General features: G+C 59.7%; 10 protein-coding genes and 1 pseudogene. 2 read left to right on the plus strand and 9 right to left on the minus strand.

Going from position 1 to position 20,654, the window contains the following annotated elements; all coding sequences use genetic code 11:
• Nucleotides 1–272 precede the first annotated feature (272 nt).
• The 9 genes and pseudogenes from ACFTS5_RS10980 to ACFTS5_RS11020 all read right to left on the minus strand — a co-directional run.
• Nucleotides 273–1,169: pseudogene (locus tag ACFTS5_RS10980) on the minus strand (PLP-dependent cysteine synthase family protein); the annotation flags it as partial.
• Between the two features lie 199 nt (nt 1,170–1,368).
• Nucleotides 1,369–3,024 carry a condensation domain-containing protein gene (locus tag ACFTS5_RS10985; RefSeq protein ID WP_378629790.1) on the minus strand — a complete coding sequence of 552 codons (1,656 nt, stop codon included), beginning with the start codon at nt 3,022–3,024 and terminating at the stop codon, nt 1,369–1,371.
• Nucleotides 3,021–5,708, minus strand: a complete 2,688-nt coding sequence (locus tag ACFTS5_RS10990) for an FkbM family methyltransferase (RefSeq protein WP_378629792.1) — start codon at nt 5,706–5,708, stop codon at nt 3,021–3,023. The genes ACFTS5_RS10985 and ACFTS5_RS10990 overlap by 4 nt, the downstream gene beginning before the upstream one ends.
• The gene (locus ACFTS5_RS10995; protein WP_378629794.1) at nt 5,701–6,654 is read right to left on the minus strand and encodes a TauD/TfdA family dioxygenase; all 954 of its coding nucleotides are present in this window, start codon (nt 6,652–6,654) and stop codon (nt 5,701–5,703) included. The genes ACFTS5_RS10990 and ACFTS5_RS10995 overlap by 8 nt, the downstream gene beginning before the upstream one ends.
• Nucleotides 6,655–6,667: 13 nt before the next feature.
• On the minus strand, nt 6,668–9,769 hold the full coding sequence (locus ACFTS5_RS11000) for an amino acid adenylation domain-containing protein (protein ID WP_378629797.1): 3,102 nt from the start codon (nt 9,767–9,769) through the stop codon (nt 6,668–6,670).
• Nucleotides 9,766–10,092, minus strand: a complete 327-nt coding sequence (locus ACFTS5_RS11005; protein ID WP_378629799.1) for a hypothetical protein — start codon at nt 10,090–10,092, stop codon at nt 9,766–9,768. The genes ACFTS5_RS11000 and ACFTS5_RS11005 overlap by 4 nt, the downstream gene beginning before the upstream one ends.
• A gap of 301 nt (nt 10,093–10,393) precedes the next feature.
• Nucleotides 10,394–14,545, minus strand: coding sequence for an AMP-binding protein (locus tag ACFTS5_RS11010; protein WP_378629800.1), 4,152 nt, complete (start codon nt 14,543–14,545; stop codon nt 10,394–10,396).
• Nucleotides 14,542–16,548, minus strand: a complete 2,007-nt coding sequence (locus ACFTS5_RS11015) for a carbamoyltransferase C-terminal domain-containing protein (protein ID WP_378629802.1) — start codon at nt 16,546–16,548, stop codon at nt 14,542–14,544. The genes ACFTS5_RS11010 and ACFTS5_RS11015 overlap by 4 nt, the downstream gene beginning before the upstream one ends.
• 63 nt (nt 16,549–16,611) lie before the next feature.
• The gene (locus ACFTS5_RS11020) at nt 16,612–17,448 is read right to left on the minus strand and encodes a hypothetical protein (RefSeq protein WP_378629804.1); all 837 of its coding nucleotides are present in this window, start codon (nt 17,446–17,448) and stop codon (nt 16,612–16,614) included.
• A 619-nt stretch (nt 17,449–18,067) separates the two neighbouring features.
• Between ACFTS5_RS11020 and ACFTS5_RS11025 the strand changes: the two genes are divergently transcribed.
• Together ACFTS5_RS11025 and ACFTS5_RS11030 are read left to right on the plus strand one after the other, a co-directional pair.
• Nucleotides 18,068–18,223 (plus strand): hypothetical protein, encoded by a 156-nt coding sequence (locus tag ACFTS5_RS11025; RefSeq protein WP_378629805.1) that lies wholly within the window; start codon nt 18,068–18,070, stop codon nt 18,221–18,223.
• A 621-nt stretch (nt 18,224–18,844) separates the two neighbouring features.
• Nucleotides 18,845–20,611: an AMP-binding protein gene (locus tag ACFTS5_RS11030; RefSeq protein ID WP_378629807.1), complete on the plus strand. Its 1,767-nt coding sequence runs from the start codon at nt 18,845–18,847 to the stop codon at nt 20,609–20,611.
• Nucleotides 20,612–20,654 lie beyond the last annotated feature (43 nt).

A 20,654-nucleotide genomic window follows, 5' to 3' on the forward strand; every position in this document is an offset into this window, starting at 1 on the left:
CCGTGCCTGCCGACGGCGAGCGCGCTGGTGCCGATCGCCTGCGCGAGCGACTCGAAGTCGGCCGGACATCGGATCTTGTCAATGGTGCGGAACCTAGTGCGGCCGTTCCGAGGTCATCGACGGGCGACTTTTTCCACCTCCTCCGAGGTGCCAGCAGCGCTTTCGGCAACAGCTCGTTCGGGCAGTCTGTCGGGTCTTGTGAGACTGTATTCGGACTGCAACAGCTGAGCTTTCGCGACTTCAGCCACCTCCGCTACCGGTGTCACATCCTGTGACAAGTACTTCCATCCACCATCGGCGACGATGAAGACGATGTCGGCGCGGTCCCCTGCTGCGGATGCCTCCGACGCTATCTCTAGTGATGCGGACAGGACAGCGCCAGTGGACGTTCCGCCGAAGATACCTTCGCGACGAGCCAACTCTCTCGCTACTTGGCGGGAGCGCGCGGAGCCAACAATTTTTCTGGTTGTAGGGATGTCTCCGTCGAACAATTCTGGCACGAATCCATCATCGATGTTCCGTAGCCCGCACAGCGTTTCTCCTGGCGGCGGTTCCACGGAAATTATCTCTATGTCGGGCACGTTTTTCCGGAGGTAGCTCCCGGCTCCGACCAGTGTTCCAGAACTTCCGAGTCCCGCCACGAAATGGGTAACCTCCGGAAGATCCTGCAATATTTCCCTTCCGGTTCCTTCATAGTGGGATGCTGAGTTGAAACCATTTCCGTATTGATACAGCATCACATGGTTGGGTGTGGAGTCGGCGATGGATTTGGCCAGGGCGATTGATTGTTGCGTTCCGCCGTCAGCGGGCGAGAACACCACGGAAGCGCCGTACAGCTCCAACAGCTTCCGCCTTTCTATGGAAGAATTCTCGGGCATGACACAGATCATCCGATAACCGCGCAACGCGGCGAGCATCGCAAGCGCTATGCCAGTGTTTCCGCTAGTCGCTTCAACTATAGTGGAACCCGGCCCGAGCGTGCCGTCCCGTTCGGCGCGGTCCACCATGTACTTAGCGGGCCTGTCTTTCACAGAGCCAGTCGGGTTACAGTACTCAAGTTTCGCCCACAGGCGAACTGGTGATATGCCATTCCATCGAGGTGAAATTCGAGGCAAACCTACGAGAGGAGTTTCCCCTAGTGTATCTGTGAGATCGTTGAATCTTGCCATAGTAGAGAAAATCCTTATGGGTGATATTTCGATCCGATTATTTCCATGAGAGGCGCTTCGAAGTCGATGCTCAAGTATGCGAAGGGTGATGACCCCAAGTTTCTGCTGGAACGCAACTTTCTTTCTGCAGCCCCGGCAGATCCTTCGGGCACATTTGCGGCAAGGATACTCGGTCGTCGAGATGTCCGAGGCCTGGGAATCAGGATTTTTCGCGGTCGATGGCTGCTGATATAGCCTCAATGGTCGGTGCGTGGAGAATTTTCCGTACCGATATGTCCGCCGAGAGCATGTCTCGAATTCTGGTTGCCATGAGACTTATCAGAAACGAATTCCCGCCGATTTCTAAAAAGTTGTCATCGATGCTGATCGTGTCGAAGTGCAGTAAATCGGAAAAGATCTCTTTGACGAAGGATTCGGTCGGTGTCCTGGGATCGATCACCATCCGAGCATGGTCCGTATCGATTAAATCCCAGCTCCACCCGTCGCTGCCGGGCTGTAGAGAGCGCTCGGGCGCCGGCAGGTTCGAGATCGGCACCGAGGGGTCATGAACAGTTGTCTCGATGACGGCGAGGTAGCCATCGAGCAGGCGGCGTATCGTATCGGCCTCGAATAGATCCGGTCGATATATTATTCGTCCTCCGATTCCGCCGGTTGTGTCGTCATCCCACAATGTCAGTTCTATTTCGTAACGGATATCGACTCGGCGCACTGGATACTTCTCGACGCATATTCCTGCGAACTCGATTTCTCGATAAGGTAGATTCAGAAAGGAGAATGAAAGCTGATGGAGGGCTTCGTGAGACAGTGAGGTATCATGCCATACTTGTTCCAGCACGGATTTCATAGGCGCCCGGTGGTGTTCGTAGGCAGTGAGCAGGGAGTGACGGACTTGTCGGAGTAGGTGCTCGAAGGTCATGTCGTTGTCGACCTGCGTGCAAATGGGCAGGATATCAACGAAGAATCCGATCACTGATTCGAACTCGATGGTAGGGCGATCTGAGTAGGGTGTGTTCACTATGACAGTGTTCTCTCCACTGACGCGGTGGAGCATTGCGACGAGGCATGCGTACAGCACAATGAACGGAGTAGCTTTATGGGCGTGCGCGAGGTTCGAGATGGCCTCGCTCATGAGAGTCGAGATCTCGATGTCGTATACCTCTGCCCGAATGACAGGCGAGGGTCTGCGTGGGTGATCGGTAAGGATGCCCGTCAATCGATCCGCGAGACGGAGCCGTTGGATCCAGTGGTCGACGTGCCTGGCCTGGTCCTTCGGTGAAATGCGCTGCTGAAAGGCGACGAAGTCGCCGTAGGTCGCCTGCGGGGCAGTGATAGTCATACCCCCCTTGTGATATTCGGCGTAATAACTTGAGAGTTCTTGGGCGAAAATACTTTTGGACCAACCATCACAAACAATGTGATGCATGACCCAGCACAGTACATGCTGCTCGTCGTCGAGCCGGATGAGGATGGCACGCAACCCGGGTTCGGTGCGCAACTCGAATGGACGCGCAGCTTGGAGGTCCACCAGGTGGCGAGCTGTTGCCTCGGCCTCGTGTGCCAGCTGTTGGCTGAGATCGTGGAGGGGAAGGTCGAACCGGCCCGCAGGCATGACTACCTGGCGGGTGGTTGGGCTGTCTTGGTCGAAAGTTGTCCGCAGAACGTCGTGCCGGGCGACGATTGCGGTGAAGCTGTCGTTAAGTGCTTGGACATCCAGGGAGCCGGTGAGCCGCAGTGCGGCGGGCACGTTGAAGATAGGGTTGCTTCCGGAGGCTTGCTGTTGGAGGTCTATTGCTTCCTGACCCGCGGACAGCGCTCGTACCAGAAGGCGCTCGGAAGGAGTCGCAGGTTCTGTCATAGTTCCTCCCTCACGGCTTCGGCCCCGGAGGACCCTCGACTTCCGAGTATCCTTCGGACCGCCTCGGCGAATTTGTCCAGGTGTGGCTCGTCGAAAAGATCTATAATGGTGACATCGCGGCAGTGACTTTCCTTAATTCTGGTGATCACACGCGCTGCTTTAAGCGAGTTTCCGCCGACATCGAAGAAGTTGGTATGCGGGTGGACAGGTTTACCCAGCACCTGCGACCAGACCTTGGAAATATCGCTGACGAGTGGATCGTCAATGGGCAATGGGGTGGGATCGAGACTCAGCCGATCGGCGGCTACGACGGCGCTGCGATCGATTTTCCCGCTGCGCGTGCGGGGGAACTCGGGCAGGATCTCGACCGTGAGTGAGGATGGTTTCTCTGATAATCCGACGGCGAGATGGGCGGTGAGTTCGTTAGCACTCACCGGGATCGCGGGCTTCGGCTGGTGGGACAGGTCCGGCTGAATTGAGGTCACATGCCCGGGTCGACGGGCATGGAGGAAGTACATGACTGTTCCGGTCAGCATGGCGTCCTGCGAGGTGCTCACCTCGAACCCGCGACGGGTCAACTCGGAAGTTATTCGCTCTCGACGGTTGTCGAGGTCGTGCACTTCTGCCACGATCTGGTCAATTCTGTTCCAATGGTCCTCATCGATTCCATTGAGTAGGTCAAGTTCGGATTTCTGTACGTCTATTTTCAGCAGATCTATGCGTATTCCTGGATGCTCTATGAGGAAATCAGACAGGCGAATGAGGCGGCAATTGACAAGTCTTTTTGCTAGTTTGGCTTCAACTATTTCCGCCGCATGGGAATTCAGTTCGACGCCCTCGGGCGAGAGATCTCCGTCGAGTTGATGGGAGACGACAGACTGCAGAACCGCTCGTTCTTCGTCATCGCTGCCGTATATCGAGGACATGCCGGTGTTGTGAGGGTAGTAAGTGAGCGTCGCGTTGCGGGATTTGTCGCTCAAGCCTTGCTCGTAGACGGTGATGTTGACACTGGAGTTGGCTCGCACATTTGTGCGCAATACCGAGGCGGCTTGTGGGGCTGGTTCGAAGGCGTAGACGGTAGCATCGACGTATTTCGTGGCGATAGAGAGGGAGAACAGGCCGATATTGGCTCCCGCATCGATCACAACAGCGTTCTTAGGTATAGTTATTCCGTGCCTCATATAGACATTTCGTTGGAATATTTCTTCATACAGGAAATCTGTTTCCGGAGGATTCAAATCCAGGACCTGTAGGCCGTTCGGAAGTGGTCTCAATAGTTGCCCGACGCGATCGTCGATGAACCCTCTTCTCAACTGGACATACACTCGGATTCCGTCGGTGCTGTGCGGAACCGCCATGACCTCAGAAACGGAGGGATGGGCAAGCATGGTCGCTTCGTAATGGTTGAGATCGACTTTGTGTCCGCTGATTTTGATGACGCGGTCAGTGCGGCCGATGAACTTGAAACCTCCGTGGGCGTCCCGGCAGGCGAGGTCGCCCGTGCGGTATGCGCGGGACCGGAGGTCGTCCGATGCCCGGATGAACTTCTCAGAGGTTCGGGTCGGATCGTTGTAATAGCCCAAACTCAGCCCCGGGCCGTGGATGAGCATCTCTCCGACTTCACCCTCGGGCAGTGGTTCGAGCGTATCGCTGACGATGTCGATCGATGTGCCCGGCAGAGGCTTTCCGATCCCGAGATATTCAGGGTGGCCTGGGATTTCTTTCACCTCGTGCACGGTTTGGATGCCTGCGGTCTCGGTCTGCCCGTACATGTTGAAGATGCGCGGAGGGCGCTGTTTCCATGCGCGACGAATTCGTGGGATGAGCACGGGCGGCACCGGTTCGCTGGCCAACAGAACCATGCGCGGCGCGTGTATAGCGATGCGGTCGCCGGCGTGCTCGATGGCGTCGACGAGAACGTCGAGGAAGGATGGAATCAGATCGGTGATCGAGATTTTTTGCCTGCCCATCAACGTGATGATCTGTTGGGGATCTAGGCGCTGTGCATCGGTGGCCAGTACCACGGTGGCACCTGCGGCGAGTGGTAAGAAGAGCTGTCGGACTGAGGACGAGAATGAGAATGAGGCGTAGTGGAGGTATCGGTCTGTGGGCCGGATTCCTCCCAATACGGTTGCCAGAGCAGTGAGGTTGGCGTAGATGTTGCGGTGGGAGATTTCGACGAGTTTCAGAGCACCGCCGGTTCCTGATGTAGGCATCAGGTATGCACGGCCGTCGGGCCTCGACCTGTCTGGTCCGTGCAGGCTGGGCGCGTCCTGTGAGGGCGAACGTATCTCTACCCCTGTCGACGGAATGTCGGATTCAATCGTGTCTGTGTTCGTGGTGATCAACAGGCTCGGATGCACAAGCTCGAGAATCCGCTCATATCCGAGTTCTCCGTGGTCGGATCTCGGGTCGAGGGGGATGTAGCTGTGACCGGCTCGCAGCACTCCGAGGATAGCCACGACCGTTTCGACCGATCGTGAGGTCACGATGCCGATCACTCCTGCGGAGCCGTGTCCTGCGTTGCGCAGTAATTGGACTGCGAGGGTGTCCGCCGCCTGATCGAGTTGCTGGTAGGTCATGCTCGCATTCGGAGTGACGACTGCGATCGCTGAGGGGCTCTGGGTCGCACGGAGCTTGATGAGAGACGAGAGCGTCGCTGTGTCATGAGTCGGCTCATGCATTGATTTTCGCCTTTTCGACGGTGTTGATACTGATTGGTCCTCCCATGGCTACATACACTTCTCTGGGCCCTGAGAAGGCTCGGCGGCCGTGCGCGGTCAACATATTGTCGAGGAGGAGGATGTCGCCGCGGATCCAGTCGAAGATTGATTCCTCTGCCTGATAGGCCGTGCGTATCGTTTCCAGTTCGGTGGCGGCGAATCGCGAACCATCGCCACGAAAAGCATCCATCGGTAGCTGGTCACCGTAGGCTTCACGCAGCATCTGTTCAGCGTCCACTCCCGCGTTGGAGGGATGCCACTGATGCGCTTGGTTGAACCAGACCGGTTCCCCGAGGGTTGGGTGGAGCACAGCGGCCGGTCGGATCTGGCGGGTTCGAAGTCCGCCTTTGCGGGTCCATTCGAACGCGATATCAGCGTTTCGGCAGTATTGCTCGACTGCGAGGTTGTCCTCGGTAGCGAAGACCGTTTGCCATGTCGGAGCAAGTCCTTTCGTTGAACGTAGATGGCGACGATATTCGACCGTAGAAAAGGCTTCGGGAAGGACGTCGACGATCCGGGAGTAGACCTTGCGGCAGTCGGCGAGCGGTGTTTGACCGCCCTCCGGCGCGGGTGTTTGGCAATAGAAAGCCAGACGCGCGGGCCAGCGGTGGCTGTATGACAGTTCGTTGTGCAGTGCCACGAGGAGTTCGGGTGAGTACTCGGTGGAGGTGTACACGTTCGGACCGACCAGCGCACGTGGTGAGGCACCTTCGACGTACTCCATTAACGGTCCGAGTACGACCGCGACCGCGGAGCGGAATTGTGCCGTTGTTCCTACATCGAATCCGCGTAACAGGATCGCTCCAGGCCCCGCGAGCAACTCGTCCACGAGATGCTTGTTCGCGGTCAACCACACTGTGAGGTCGGTTCTGCGATGGGGGGCTTCGATCAGCGCCGGAAGGTTCATGGTCTGGTTGCTCCTAATTCTTGTCGTGTCGGTCACGAGATGGAGATTTGTCCTTGTCAACCTCGGCGGGAAACGGAGGCAAGCATTTTTCTACTTCGTCGCGAAGTTCACCGAATGTTCCGCACCGCGCAATGATGCGGAGCGATTCAGCGAAGCTGAGTCCGGTGCTCTGCGCGAGTGCGGCAGCCAGTCGGACGTCGCAGGCGAGCCGGTCAGCAGCGGGGATGGGATCGGTTTCGCCTGGCCGGCTCGCGCCGATGATCGAGTGCCATACGTGTCGTGCGACCCGATCCGCAGGAAGGTTCGACGGCCTCGCGGCGCGACGTTTCGCTGCCGGTGGCAATGCCCGTTTGTCCACCTTTCCGTTGGCGGTGAGAGGGATCGAGGAGGTCTGCACGAGGAACGTGGGAACTAGGTATTCGGGAAGCCGTTGCGCCAGGTAGTTGCGGAGGGTTCCCGTCGGTAACGGGCCGCTGTCGGCGACGAAGTAGGCGGCCAGCGCCAGGTTGAGGGGATCCTCACCGACCACAGTGACGGCGGCGGCAGATACTCCCGAGTGGGAGGTCAAAGCTGCTTCGACCTCGCTCGGTTCGATTCGGTATCCCCGGATTTTGATCTGGTCGTCGGTTCGTCCGAGGAACTCGGCTGTACCGGACGGTAGCCACCTGCACATGTCGCCTGTCCGGTACATCCGCTGTCCTGGTCGGTCCGCGAAGGGGTCCGCAACGAATCGGGTGCTGGTGAGGCCTGGCCGTTTGAGGTACCCGCGAACGACGCAGTCTCCACCGATATATAGCTCCCCCGGAACCCCTATGGGCACCGGTCGTAGGGCCGGGTCGAGCACGAACATGGACGTGTTCGGTATCGGGACTCCGATCGGGAGTATGTCGGTATTCTCAGTGCCGGTGACGACATGCACGCTATTGGCGATCGATGTTTCGGTTGGTCCGTACTCGTTCAGCAGCGGTGTCTGCGGATCTTTTCGCCGCCAGCTTCGAAGGGCCTGTATGGAAAACGCATCCCCTCCGAGAACCAGAGTCCGGGTGAGTGCTGCGCTTGCGGTTTCGTCGAGCAGAGCAGTCAGTACCGCCAGATGGCCCGGGGTCATTTTGATGAAGGCGAACGTGGGAAGTTCGGCTAAGCGCGAGGCCGTATCGTATATATCGACGTCGTCTTCGATGACCCAGGTTCGCTGACCTGTGACTAGCGGTACATACATGTTGGTGACGCCCATATCGAAAGCGACAGAGGAGAAGGCGGGGGCTCCTTGCCCCATGCCATCGAGGTATGTCTCAATGCACCAGTACAGGTAGTTCACTACCCCGCGGTGGGGTACCTCCACGCCCTTCGGTGTGCCTGTCGATCCGGAGGTGTACATGACGTACATGAGGTCGTCGGCACCTGTCGGAGGCCATCCTAGATCGTCGTGGGGAGTGTGGGGGCGCACAAGCTCTTCGGCTGGGACGATCCTCCACGGGCCTGCAGACAGAGCTTGTGTACGTACTCGATCGGTGATGAGGACGTCGACTTCGGCGATGTAGAGCGTTTGCCGAAGACGGTCGGCAGGTTGTGCCGGATCGAGGGGCAGATAGGCGGCGCCGGCTTTCATGGCGCCGAGGTAGATCGGAACCAGATCGGCGTCGCGGCAGCCGCAGACCGCGACGATGGACCCTCTTTGGACACCGATTCGACGTAACGAACTGGCGATACGATCGGAGATCGCATCGAGTTCTCGGTAGGTGATCTGTTTCTTCGAGTCCTGTACTGCGATCCGTTCAGGAGTCCGCTGAGCTTGTGCTCGGATCATGGCATGAACGGTGGCGTACGGCCTCGGCTTAGTCTCCGAACGCGACCATGAGTCCAGCAGAAATCGATGTTCAACGGGCATCTGGGAGGTTGCCATTTGAGTCGGGTCAGTGGCGCAGTCGATCGCGTGGCTTTCATGTAGGCGCATCAGTTGCCACAGCTGACCAGGTGCCAGACCGTCGCCGACGAACTGCATCGAGAGCTCGCCCGAGCGAGCGTCATCGATCCATTCCACGAGTACAGCCCCGTCGAAGGGGGCCGAGATCTGGATGGAAGCACGCGGATCATCCACTGATATCGCACGGTGGGCTGTGGTGCTGGTCAGCAGTTGGTCGACCCCAAGTTCGCGGTGCAGGCGTTGGATCGAGAGCGTTCCCGACGTATGGGCGCGGTCCAGTTCGGAGCTGAGGTGGCTCACCAACTCGTTCCATGAGCCCCGGCCATGACGTACCCGAACCGGGACTGTGTTGTCGGGCATAGCCGCAGGTTCAGCTGCACCGGGAACTTCGACCCCCACGACGATGTCGTGACGTCCGGTGACGTCGATGACGGCTCTGACATGAACAGCTAGCAGTACCGCTGTCAGAGAGACTCCGCGGTCCGCAGCTACTCGTCGAAGGCCAGCGCTGACAGATGGGGTTAGAACATGTGGTCGGCGGAACTCGGTGCCAGGCGGATCATCGGCTGATACAGGGGAGACGCTCCAGAATCGAAGCGGACTGGCATCCGCTCCGTCGAATTGGTCGACCCACCGCCGAATCGTCTGTTCCGAGGGTTGCTCGGGGGTCACAGCACGGAACGCTGGTGGCAGACTTGTTGTGAAAGGTGCCATATAGCAGTCGATCAGGAGCGAGATTGCCGAACAGACGGCTGCCTGCCCGAGCAGCGCCGGATGCACGATCACAGTGATCTGGAATTCGGCGGAATTCAGGACGTGGACCAGGAAGCGCGTCAGCGGTGCGGCACCGAGGTCGAACGCTTCGGCCGTCGCGGCTGAGACATCGGCGGCGATCTCATTCTCACTCGGGCCGGGCGTCGACGCTCGTTGATCGGCGACTCTGATATCGAGGGCCGGGTTCGTCGTTCGTCTCCGACGCAGCTGGCCGGTCTCAATGAGGTCGAAGTCGTCGGATAGGGGGGTGAGTGTGACGGCGGTTCGCACTGCGGTTGTGAATCTAGCTTCGTCGAAGGGCTCTTTGCAGATGGTTCGAGCGGTGATCACCTCTGTGGGCCTCGTAGCAGACCGATGTATCAGGCCGACCTCCGTTTCGATGGCCGCCCGATAGGCGAAATCGCGGCTCTCGCTCATGAGACGATCTCGAAAGGCGACGATTCCCGTGTTCGGTTGGTCCGGGTACACAACAGTGTTGCGGCCGAGGCTGCTGGTCGAACTCGAGCAATCATGAACTCGTGCTCTACCGGCGGCTGCGCGCGGACCGGTGACGGTGCGATACCACGGTCCGATCCGATACCGAAGCCGGGATGGAGGTTCGAGCCGGTCTTGGCAATGGAAGCGTCGGGATCGACGAGCACCTCCAGGTCGTGATCGGCAGCCGGGCATCGGACGGTCATGAACCGGTGGACGTCGATTCGATGCCAGGAAAGAGTGACCTCGTGGGCGGCTTTTCGCATGGCAGTGAGTCGCGGATAACACATTTGTTGGCTCCTCGATCGCAAGGCGGATTGGCTTTGGGTTCGCGCAGTCAGGTAGCGGTTCGGTGGTTTCCTGTCGATCAGCTCCGAATCTTCCTTGTACAACGGTCCCCGGCCCATGGCCACCGATAGTCGAGGTACTCGTTCGGTGAGACCGGGCAATCCATTCGGAAAGATCGACCCACATCGAGCGAGGGCGCGAGCGACTCAGAGATTGAGAAATTGATCGACTTTGTGGTTGGCCGACCCATTGGAATGCTCCCTGAATTCTTGAGGTTGATCAGTTGCTCTGGAGTGTGAGCTCGATGGCCATCGCACGGCACAGTGTTTGTACGGCATCGGGCTCGATCCGATCGGGATCGTGTGCCACTATCAGGTGAAATCCCTTAGGAACACGGCGAATCGTGAATGTTGCCTCGTAGGGGGTTTTGTTGGTTCCCGTCAGGGGTACCGCGCACCGACGCAATTGCCGAGTGAAGTCGGTGAGCGGTGCAGCGAAGGCTGAGGTGTCACTGATGTTGAGCGCGAACCGACCGATCGCGGTGCCGGCTAGAGCATGCTCGACCCATCGCGTGACGCCGTAGCTCAGCCCCGTAAGCGGAACCGAGCCGATCAGGTCGCTGAGTTCGCGGTACTGGGACGAACTGGAACGGCGATGGGCGATCAGCACTGGATGATGGCTTCCGTACCAACCCACCGCATCGCTGAGATCGAGTTCGGGCAAAGCTGTCCGACCGCTCCGCTCCAGGTCGATTACCGAGTGTTGTCCTGGCTCGAGATCGGCGAGTCCATGCGCGAGCGCCACCAAAACGGTTGCCGCGGTGGAATGCTTCTTTCGGGTATTTGCGGTTTCGATGTATTCGGTGTGACGCAGCAGCTGCTTGGGCCGCCGGTGTAGGTCACTGGTGTATCCGCTGCTCAGCAATCGCGCCCACGGGGCGGCAACCGACGGAGCAGTCGGCGTCTCTGCCAGGCGCCGACTCAACGCTGTAGCGAAGCGCCGGTAGCCGTCATCGACAGGAAGGGTCTCTCCCGTGTCGAGAGCGTGGCGAATCCTGGACGCGAGCAGTTGCCATGACCAGTCATCGACAGCGAAGTGATGGCCGGCAAGTATCAGAGCTCCGCTGGCCTCGGGGCCTCGTATCACTGCTGCGCCGAACAATGGCCCTTCTCGGGTGTTCATCCCGCTGTGCAGCGTTTCGAGACATTCCGTGATGGCAGCATCGGAGCGATCCTCGCAGATGTGCATACGCCACTGGTCTCCGCTGTTCTGTCCGAAGATGAAAGCGTCGCCCGACACTGTCGCGGTCAGAATCGGACACGCGGTAACCACTGCCTGGATCGCTGATCTAAGAGCAGAGACCGAGGGAAGTCTGTCGAACAACATGGTGTGTTGTTGGTTCCACCGGTTGGGTTCGGGTAGCTGCAGCGCGATGAACCACCGGTGCACCGGTCCCAACTGCGCCCGATTCGGCTGACTGACTGTCCGAGCTGGGCGAGAGGGCTGCATGGGCTCGGGGTCGGCGATCAGAGCCGCGAGGTGCGGCGTGCGGCGAACGTCGGAGGGTGAAATGCTCGCGCCGAGTGAACGAGCCTCGTGGACGAATCGCAGCAAGTCTAGTGAGTCGCCACCATCGTCGAAGAAATGTGCGCGTTCGTGAGGAGCTCCGAGGACGCGCGTCCATGCCAGTGCCAGTGGCTCCTGGGAGAGGGTCACCGAGAATTCGTGAGAAGCTCCAGCGTTCGTTCGACGCAACGCAATGTCATCGATGTTTCCGGAGGCTTGGCGTGGTAGTGGATCGACGATGATGATCTGATGCGGAACGAGATGTGCGGGGTACTGGTCTGTCAGCCGAGCGCGTAGCCAGGAGGCGTCCTGACAGCCTTCGACGTACAGCAGAAGCCGGGGCGGGGCATCGTCGGAGAGGACTGCCCTGGCTTCTTCGCACAGTCCGGTCTCACGGGCCAGTTGTTCGATGTGGCCGAGTTCGACGCGGAATCCGCGGATCTTGACCTGTCGATCCTGTCGTCCGAGGAAGTGTAGGTTGCCATCGGCTCCGAACCAGGCGTGGTCACCTGTTGCGTAGGTTCGCTCGTCGGTCGCCGGGTCTCTGCCGAAACGTTCGTCGGTGAGCTTTTCATCGAGATAGCCCAGAGCAATGCCTGCGCCGCTCAACACCAGTTCTCCCGCTACCTGTGGTGGTGCTGCGACTGTTCGGTCGAAGACTATTCTCGCCTCCAGCCCTCGAATCGGCCGACCGATCGGCGCGCTGTCGGCAGACAGGTTGATCTCGGCGACGGCGGCGGTGACGGTGGCTTCGGTAGGACCGTAGATATTGAAAAGTCGGCGACCGGGGCGATGTTGGCGCCTGAGATCCTGCAGCGAGCATCGGTCGCCCGCTGAGGCCAAGACCTTCAAATCGGGGTACGGCCGGGGCGGCAACGTCGATAGCAGCTGCGCCGGGAAGAAGGCGTGTGTGACATGTCGCCGCTCGAGGGTTTCCGCGAGTTCTGGGTCGGTCGGGTCAGCAGAGACGATGCCAGCACCCACATGCAAAGCACCCGCGACGTGGCAGATCCATGGATCGGCTGTGGTGGGCGATATCAGCAGTACGCGACTTCGTTCGTTGAGATCGAAGCGATCGGCTTCGCCTTGGACGAGGTTAGCCAGCGCTCGCGGGGATACAGCAACTCCTTTAGGTCGGCCTGTGGTCCCCGAAGTGAAGATGACGTAGGCCGCGTGGGATATGGGCCCGTTTGCTGCTGAGGTCGGCTCCTGACCTACGTGCAACAGCGGCTGATCGCCTCGACTCTCCCAAATGCGAAAGGCGGTTGCTAGTTGCTTGTGAATGCCGTCCGGGGGTTCGTCGGCTATCGGAACGTAGGTCGCGCCCACAGCTTGTATCGCCACGAACCGTGCGATCTGCTGAAACGGCGCGCTCTGAAAACATAGGACTGCGTCGCCTGAGCCGATGCCTTCTTCGATCAGTTCCGCGCGTATTCGGTAAATTTCCTCGCAGAGCTGACGCGCGGAGTACACCTCTGTGCCGTCGAACACCACAGGTCGCCCGCCCAGGGTATCGAGGTTGCTGACAATGTCGGCGGCGATGTCGTTGAGGGGGTAGTCGTCGCCGCCACTGGACAGCTCTGCCAGTTGGCGCTGAATCATTTTGGGCAGCAATAGGTCACCGCCGAGCTGGGCGTCCCCGTCGTGGACGAATAGATCAAGAAATCGAGCGATGGTGTCGGTGATGGCGTCGACGTGGTGTTGGTGACGGCTACCTCGTGGCACCCGGACGCTGATGGCCATCGTGCCGTCGAGATGGTGATGGACGACAGTCGTGATGCCTCCTGCGCCGTTGCTTGGAGGGAGGGGAACTGGCCGTGTCTCGTGCCCCGGCAGTTCTGGCGGCAGAGCCGGGCGGTGTTGGAAGACGAACACCGATGCATCGTCGGCACGCGCGGAGATCGGGGCGCCGACAGCGTCGAGGTCGCTGATATTTATCAGGCAGTGATCACGTACTTCGAGTGTGGTCCGTGTCAGCAGTCGTACATGGTCTCTGATCGTTGTCAGCCAGTCGTGCTGCACTCTTATCGGCAGCAAGTGCGTGGTCTGGCCAAAAACCGATAGGTCCTCACCGCGCCGGGTGTCGACGGGGACGAACACTGCGACATCGCCGGTGCCTTGGAAGCGTGAGACTGCGTGGGCGTGCGCCGCTAGGACAGCGGCGCTCAGCGTGGCACGCGAGGATCTTGCGGCAGCGGCTATCTTGGATACCGTCTCCGCCTCGAAGCGGATGGTTCGCTGTGCCTGGATATCGGCGGGGTCGACAACCGGGGTGTGCGAGGCTTCAAAGGCGGTATAGTGATCGGCCCAGAACTTATGCGTAGACGGCGAGGGCGTGTATTGCAATAGGTGAGCGTAACTTGCGACGGAGGGAAGCTCGGTGGGGGATGCGGCAGCGAACAGACTGTCGTGAAGGAGGTGAAGGGAATGTCCGTCGGCGATCACGTGGTCAAATGCTTCGACAATAAGAAGGCGTCCATCGGATAGGATGTCGATGTCGATTGTTGCCAGTGGTCCTTCGTCGAGGCGAAACCTCGTAGCCGCGTGGGTTTGAGCCCGACTGGGCAGCGTGCTGAGATCGAATGATTCGGTATCAGCATTGCGGTGCAAGCGGATTCGAAATCGCGGTTGTTCTGACAGGAACCACTGGTCGTCCGACATGGTCAGATACAGTGCATCGAATCGTTGTAGCGCTCGCTCGTAGGCCGCTGCCAATTGTTCGGGTGCCATATCGCCGAGCAGTAGATAAGCGTAAGCACAATTGACGCTGGTCCGGTCCACGCGGCCGTGCTGGTGGATCAGTGCCGACTGCGCTGGATGGATCGGGTACGGCGGCGTGGTACCGGCAGGGAGAGGACCTGTCACCGGCTCGCACCCAGCTCGTGCGGTTCGTATTGAGCCGGAAGAAGTCGACCTGGATCAGCGAGGTGAGGAAGTCCACGCCAGCGCAACGTTCTGCCGCGTCGTAGCCACATGGCTGCGTCGATCGCTGCGTCGAGTTCTATCCCCGATGCCGTGGAGATCTGGGACATTGATCGGTTGCCGTCGATGTGGGCGAGCAGTTGGGTTTCCGAGGTGCCGTTCGGCTGCACGTGGTCGCCGGGGGAGTCGTCGTTTCGGATGGGAATGAGCGTTGAGTAATCGGGCGCAGAGATCTCGAAATCTCCGATGAACACTCTGTCGATCCGTGTGCTGAAGAGGGCGTCAATCGCATGAACGGGGAATTCGACTATCGGTTCGCCACGTACGTTGAAAGAGGTGTTCAGTACCAACGGTAGTCCCACCAGGCGGTCGAATGCGGCCAGCAGTTCGTGATAGGCGCCGTCGGTTTCGTAGACGGTCTGCACGCGGCAGGTGCCGTCGATGTGGGTGACTTCGCTGATCGCGTCACGTTTCTCTGGGTGAACAGGGCACACCAAAAGCATGAATCGGCTGGACGGTCCGACGCTGCTAAACCAGTCCTCGGCGTGCTCGGCCATGACGGAGGCTGCAAAGGGGCGGAAGGACTCACGGTGTTTGACGCGTGCGTTGAGCCGGTCCTTCATCCCCGCAATGCCCGGATGGCACAGGATTGATCTGGCACCAAGAGCCCGGGGGCCGAACTCCGAGCGGGACTGGAACCATCCGATGATCTCCCCGCGTGCGATGGCGGCGGCCGCGGCATGGGCGCCCGCACCTCGTTCATGCCGTTGGGCCCTCAGCCCGTAACTGCCGGCCAGCGTCTCTATGTCGGCCGGTAGTCGGGGTGGGCCCAGGAGAATAGTGGGTGGTGCCTCACCGATACCAGCGGTCGGGCGATCCGACGCGGTGAGAACGTGGTAGGCGTACAGCGCGGCGCCAATGGCGTTTCCGTCATCGGTTGCCGCGGGAAAGACGAAGATCTCATCAGCCTCGGTCTCTTCGCGGATTCTGGTGTTGGTGACCGAGTTCAAGAAGGCTCCACCAGACAGGACCAGTCGCCGGTTGCCGGACTGCTTCATCGTCCGGCGGGCCAAGTTCAGGCAAGCTTCCTCGAACTCGTGCTGAACTTGGGCTGCGAGGTTGTGATGGAAATCAGTTAGCGGCTCGCCGGGCTGGCGGGGTTTGAGTTCCAAGCCATCCTCGCAACGGACGGCCAGGCCGAGTTCCAGTAGCGAGTCGCTCGCGCGGTCGAAGGTGAGTTCACCGGAGTCGTCGGTGGTGATGAACAGCGGCTCTGCCGAGAGGCGATGTCCGAACGAAGCGAGTCCCATGGTCTTACCCGCGTCGTCGTAGGTGGTGCCGGACTCGGCGAAGCCCAACGCGAGGGTGAGTACACGATAGATCTCGCCGATGCCAGCCAGATCGGTAGGAATCCATCGGGATCCGTTGCGGTCTCGCCCGGCGATCCGCCATCCTTGTCTACGCGTTCTGAACAGTACCTGCGGTGGTTGGTCGAGAGCGAAGGTCAACGCGGTTTCCCGCTCACGCCCGGACCCGAGTCGCGATCCATAGGAGTCGATAACCAGTGCGCCGGCCGAATCGAAGCCGGATGAGTAGAACGCCGCGCTGGCGTGAGCAAGGTGATGCCCGGGATGCGGGAGAGTGAGTCGACGTTGCGGCGCCACCATCAGCCCCAGGGTATCGAGAAGACCGGCCTCGTCCTGTTCGTCACGAGACTCGGTCGACGTCGCGATCCAATAGTCCACATCGTTAACAGACAGATCGTCGATCGCGAGTAGATCATGGACCAGGCGAGACATTTCTGCGGCGAACAGGTGCAACGGCACGGTTCCGCGTTTGATGCGGACTCGCCGCTCCAACGCCAGCGCGGACCGTGGGATACCGTCTACAACCAGACACGCGCTGGCGTCGTGACTCAGATTCAAACCGAGAATGCGCGTACTCAAACGATTCCACCTCTTGTTCAACGTGTTAGTCCAGTCTGAGCGACCAGATAGTGACGTCTGTGATCACTGCTGCGGCAACGAAGCCAACCAGTACCCGCACATCAATGTCGCGCGCCCGACTCCAGGCTGACCGCCGGCGACGCCGTGAAGCGCACGGCGCGAGTTCGGCATTATGAAGGCACGGTTGCGTTCGAACTCGACCGTTCTGGCCGCCGAACGCTGCGCGTTGGGACTGAATTCCAGAGCTTCGATCGATTCGTTTCCAACGTCATATAGCGAGGTTCCCCATCTCTGGGGGCTCGACTTGTCGATCGCTCCGTCGAGTCCAATGTAGACCACGATTGTTAGTAGTTTGCGGGGATGGTCGACGTGAGCGCCCAACGCCTCTAGCGATCCCGCGTCGTAGTTGAGCCATAGTTTGTACTCGGGATCACCGGATCTACCGTCGAGAGTGGCGATTTGATCCTGGATCTCGCCGGCGAACCGTGTCACCAAACCCGACACCAGCGTGGGAGATTCGAAGAACGCTCTCACGGCGGGCCAGGGACCCCCTGAGAACGAGGCGCTGCGGGTATCATCGGCTTGGTCCAAGCGCAGGCCGCGACGTTCGCTCACGCTGTAGTTCCGGGCGACTGCGGACAGATCAACTGACGGGATATCCTTGGTTGCAGGCCAATTGGATACAAGTCGGTCGTAGAGGTCCGGAGGGAAAAAGTCGTCGACTACGCCAGCAATAAATGGATTATCGAATACTGTCAGTCGGGATGCGATATCCTTCGCGTGATCTCGGATGCTGGCTTCGGCGAAATCGGCGCGGCCTGCAACGAAATGTTCACGGAAAGCCGAGACTTCGGGCGGCAACCCCGCGAGTGATTCGGTCGTGGATAGTTCGTCAGTCATCGATGTCTCCCGTCGTTGAACTGGTTCGATCGGACCTAGGCCTGTGCGTTCGGCGAATACCCCACGCATAGCGGGCGCCGGGAAACCCTGACGGTGATCCTTCCAAGCACTGTAAGTCCCCTTGCCCTGTCAGGCAGGTAAATCCTTCTCCCCCACAGGCATTCAGACGCTAACAGCACCGTCGCCGCAGCGACAACGTTTCGATCAGAGAGATTCCAAGGGCTGCATCGCCTGAGATCTTCGGGCAAGCGAGGCCGACTACGGCCTTAGAGCTCCTAGCAGGTTCTGTCGGGTGTCGACGGGTCCTGTTGTAGTACAGAATTTTTGGGCGTGGCAGCGCCCTGGATCGTGGACGACCGGCTGGTGGGCAGTGATCGAACCGGTCCAGCCTGCGGGAGCACCGGGACCGACACGGTTGAACGATCGTCCTGTCCTGCAAAGGATTTTGTCGTACTGATCACCGTTATCGGGTGGGAGGACCTGCCCCAGGAGCTGGGATTCGGGTCCGGTGCATGACGTGCCGGCGGCGGCTACGAGATTGGCAGGCCGTCGGGGTGTTCGAGGCCATGCACAACGGAGGATCACCGGCTACATCCCACGTCGAGGAGCCCGCGACAAGGTGACCGCCGGCCGCTGGATCGTCGAGCAAACACTGTCCTTGCTGCACCAATACCGGTGTTTGATCCGTTGGGAACGGCGCACCGACATCCACCAGGGATTCCTCGACCTTGCCGCTGCGCTGATCTGCTGGCGACGGCTCAGCAATCGAACCTGATAGGAGCTCTTAACGCAGCAGCAGAAGCAGCGGCCACGGTCCCGAGCGTTCATTCGGTTCTGTCAGGCGCAGCCGCGGTAGAACCAGCGGGTCACGCGGCCTGTTGTCGCTTGATCGGATGAGTGCTCCCATGCGCTGTCGTATTCTTGCTCAACATGATTCGTAAAATCTGCTCTCCAGCGAACAGAACATCGGTCGCCGGGTCACGAGGCGCGCCGACGCGGTACCCTCGGAAGCTAAACGGCGGTTCGTCGATCTGCCCAGGCGCGGGCGGCCGCAGGAGCAGCGCCGGGTAGCGGGTGGAGTGCGGCAAAGGGGAGCATGGTTCGGTAGACAGCGCAGCGTGGGCTTGAGATCGCAGTGATCGTAACGATATTCATGCGTCGGTCGCTCGAATACGGTTGCGGACGCAAAGCGCTCGCCGTGGGCTGTGTGTCGAGGTGACGGCAGAGGGAGGGCAACGTACTGGGCAATCGTCGGGCTTCGCTGTGGCCGGGTGCAGTATCCGAGGTGCTATCCGACGTCCAAGCCGTTGAGTAAGTCGCTTCCAGTCGTGCGGGCACGATCAAGTGGTCTCCACGAAGAGCGCGGCGACGAAACGATTCGTTCGAGAGGGCCAGAATGACTGTGCTGCATGACCTACAAGAACGGTGCAAGAATTACGGGTCCGAAGCTGTCATTCGGCGGGGAAGTTCTGTTATGACGAGAAGCGAGTTTTTCAGGTCTACCGAAGAACTCGCCGATGCCCTGCTGAGATTGGACGTCGGTGTCGGATCCCGCGTAGCGTTGGCGATCCCTCCGAGTTCAGAGTTGCTGATCGCCATTGCAGCTGTATGGACCTGCGGTTCTTCGTATGTGCCTCTTGCCAGTTCCGAGGTGAAACCCAAACTCGACAGAATGATTTCAGCGAGTAGGCCCACCGTCGTCATCACCTCGGGCCGGGAAGCTTCATTGACCGATACAGGTCGACCGACAGTCATGTTCAATCTTGGTTCGCCACTTTCGGTTTCCGGGGCGAGAACTCTCGGGAACGAGCGCGAGCACGACGGCAATGAAGCCTATGTGATTTTCACCTCCGGGTCGACCGGCGACCCGAAAGGCGTCAGCGTAGGGCACAAGGCTCTATCGTCCTACGTGCACGCGGTATGCGAGAGGTTCGTGCATTCGGGCGAGCAGACGGCGGTACCTCTCTATGTCCCACCAACTTTCGACAGCTCTCTCACTCAATTGATGCCACCGCTGGTGACCCACGCTGTGGCGGAGATCTTCGAGGGGAAGGCGCCGGTGTCGGTCGAACTTGCAGAGTTCCTGCGGACCACGCGTTCCCCGCTCTTGGTCAAGATGACCCCCACGCTCGCACGGGCGGTCGGTGATCTGGTCGAGGCCGACGTCGTAAAAGAGCTTCAGGGAAGTTTCGTCGTAGGCGGCGAAGCCGTCGACTATCAGGATGTCGGATGGCTTCGGAATTCACGAGCACGCATATTCAACCACTATGGGCCCACCGAGGCTACCGTGGGGTGTACGTTTCACGAGATTCAGCCGAGTGAGCCCCGCTCTGGCAAAGTCCCGATCGGTCGCCCGCATCCGGGCGCTAGGGTGATTGTCGACGCGCAATCGGATAGTGATGACGCTGTCGGCGAACTTGTTGTCGGGGGGCCCTGCGTGGCAACGGGGTACATCAACTATTCCAACGACAGATTCGAGACTCGATCCGGAGAACGTTTCTACCGTACCGGCGATCAGGTCCGTGTCGACGCCACGGGTCAGCTACGTTACCTGGGTCGTATCGACGGCCAGATCAAGATCGGGGGAGTTCGGATCGAACCCGGCGAAGTCGAATCGGCGGTGCGTGAAGCTGCTTCGGGGGCGTCCGCGGCCGTGATCCTCTCGGAGAACACGCTTGTGGCCTTCGTGGAGCGCTCGACGGACCGCACCGCCGTGCAGATCGAAGACGCTTTGATCCGCACGCTTCCGCCAGTAATGAGGCCGACGAAAATCGAAGTTATCGAAAAATTGCCACTGACCAGCCACGGCAAGGTCGACAGGAAGGCGCTTGAGGAGCAGGCGAACCGACTGTTTACCGCCGGGCGTTTCGAGGCCAGCAGGCCGGGAAGTCCTGTCGGTTCGGAGTCTCCGAGGTGGCAGCGTTCGGGGCCGCGCGATATGGCGCGAATTGTCAAACACCTAACTGCAGTGTTCTCCAAGATTTCCGACAGCACGGTCGCGGTGGATGACGACCTGTTCCAGCTCGGAATCCGCAGCGTGGAGACAGTGGTGGTCTCTGCGGTAATCAAACGCGAGTATGGAGTGGATGTTTCGGCTGTCGATATCTTCGACAATCCGACTCCGCTTGATCTTGCGGCACTGATTGTCGATCGCATGGGCTAGCGAAGTCGAGACTTCCTGGCGATGGTGCCGGCAGGGCTCGACA

The sequence above is a fragment of the Nocardia sp. NPDC056952 genome, assembly GCF_042674185.1.
GTDB lineage: Bacteria > Actinomycetota > Actinomycetes > Mycobacteriales > Mycobacteriaceae > Nocardia.

What these genes read in the sequence shown, in the direction of transcription:
- ACFTS5_RS10985 (WP_378629790.1), bottom strand. Translation starts at nt 3,024, where the DNA reads ATGACAGAACCTGCGACTCCTTCCGAGCGCCTTCTGGTACGAGCGCTG.
- ACFTS5_RS10990 (WP_378629792.1), bottom strand. Translation starts at nt 5,708, where the DNA reads ATGCATGAGCCGACTCATGACACAGCGACGCTCTCGTCTCTCATCAAG.
- ACFTS5_RS10995 (WP_378629794.1), bottom strand. Translation starts at nt 6,654, where the DNA reads ATGAACCTTCCGGCGCTGATCGAAGCCCCCCATCGCAGAACCGACCTC.
- ACFTS5_RS11000 (WP_378629797.1), bottom strand. Translation starts at nt 9,769, where the DNA reads ATGAGCGAGAGCCGCGATTTCGCCTATCGGGCGGCCATCGAAACGGAG.
- ACFTS5_RS11005 (WP_378629799.1), bottom strand. Translation starts at nt 10,092, where the DNA reads ATGCGAAAAGCCGCCCACGAGGTCACTCTTTCCTGGCATCGAATCGAC.
- ACFTS5_RS11020 (WP_378629804.1), bottom strand. Translation starts at nt 17,448, where the DNA reads ATGACTGACGAACTATCCACGACCGAATCACTCGCGGGGTTGCCGCCC.
- ACFTS5_RS11030 (WP_378629807.1), top strand. Translation starts at nt 18,845, where the DNA reads ATGACTGTGCTGCATGACCTACAAGAACGGTGCAAGAATTACGGGTCC.